Origin of the sequence: Pseudoalteromonas sp. MMG013 (assembly GCF_018100885.1) — a bacterium.
Taxonomy (GTDB): Bacteria; Pseudomonadota; Gammaproteobacteria; order Enterobacterales; family Alteromonadaceae; genus Pseudoalteromonas; species Pseudoalteromonas aurantia.
This window is the reverse complement of sequence record NZ_JAGJEE010000082.1, coordinates 1-1,005: the sequence shown is the minus strand read 5'-3', so window position 1 is coordinate 1,005 and position 1,005 is coordinate 1. Positions and strand designations below refer to the sequence as shown.

General features: G+C 46.6%; 1 protein-coding gene. It reads left to right on the top strand.

The window, feature by feature from the left end:
- Positions 1-1,005, top strand: a 1,005-nt coding sequence (locus tag J8L98_RS24420; protein WP_247682691.1) for a condensation domain-containing protein, incomplete at both ends; no start/stop codon positions are given.

The window sequence follows — 1,005 nt, the reverse complement described above, 5'->3', positions numbered from 1 at the left end:
TCTTTTGCGCAACAGCGTTTATGGTTTATTGATAGCTTGCAAGGCGGCTCCGCTGAGTACAATATGCCCATGGCTTTTGAGGTGCAAGGCGCACTCGATATCGCGGTGGTTAATCGTGCTTTTAGTGACATCATTGCGCGTCATGAAGTTTTGCGAACGCGTTACATTGAAGTAGCGGGGGTAGCGAAGCAACAGATCTGCGCGATGTCAGCGGTGCACTTTGAGGTGGCAGTCGAAGACCTATCTCATCTCACTGGTGAGATGCAAGCACACGCGGTGAAAGCATTGGTTGACAGTGAATTTACGCAGGCGTTTAATTTGGCAGAAGATGTGATGCTGCGTGTTAGCTATATTAAAACGGCTGGCAGCGCAGGGGTGCTGCTATTTAATATGCACCATATAGCCTCAGATGGCTGGTCGATGGATGTATTGGCCAAAGAGTTCTTTACGTTATATGACGCGTATAGCCAAGGAAAAGCAAGTCCATTACCAGAGCTGGAAATCCAATATGCAGATTATGCACATTGGCAACACACGCATTTAGAGGGAGAGGTACTGGATAACCAATTAGATTATTGGACGAAACAGCTAGATGAGTTACCGGGTGTGCATAGTTTACCGCTGTGTTACCCAAGACCAGAAATAAAGGCATATGACGGTGCGTCATTATCGGGTTCATTGCCAAGTGCTGTGGGAGAGAAATTACAAGCCGTGGCGAAGCAATATCAATTAACGCCATTTATGTTATTACATGGTGCGTTATCTTTGCTGCTAGCAAGACACAGTAATAGTGCAGACATTGTGATAGGAACGCCAGTAGCCAATAGAATGCAGGCAGAGCTGACGCCGTTGATAGGGTTTTTTGTGAACACGTTAGTGCTCAGAGCGAACACAGGACACCACACGGTCGGGGAGTACTTTAAGCATATCAGAACGGTACATTTAGAAGCGCAATCGCATCAAGACGTGCCATTTGAGCAGTTAGTAGATAAATTGAAGGTGCCG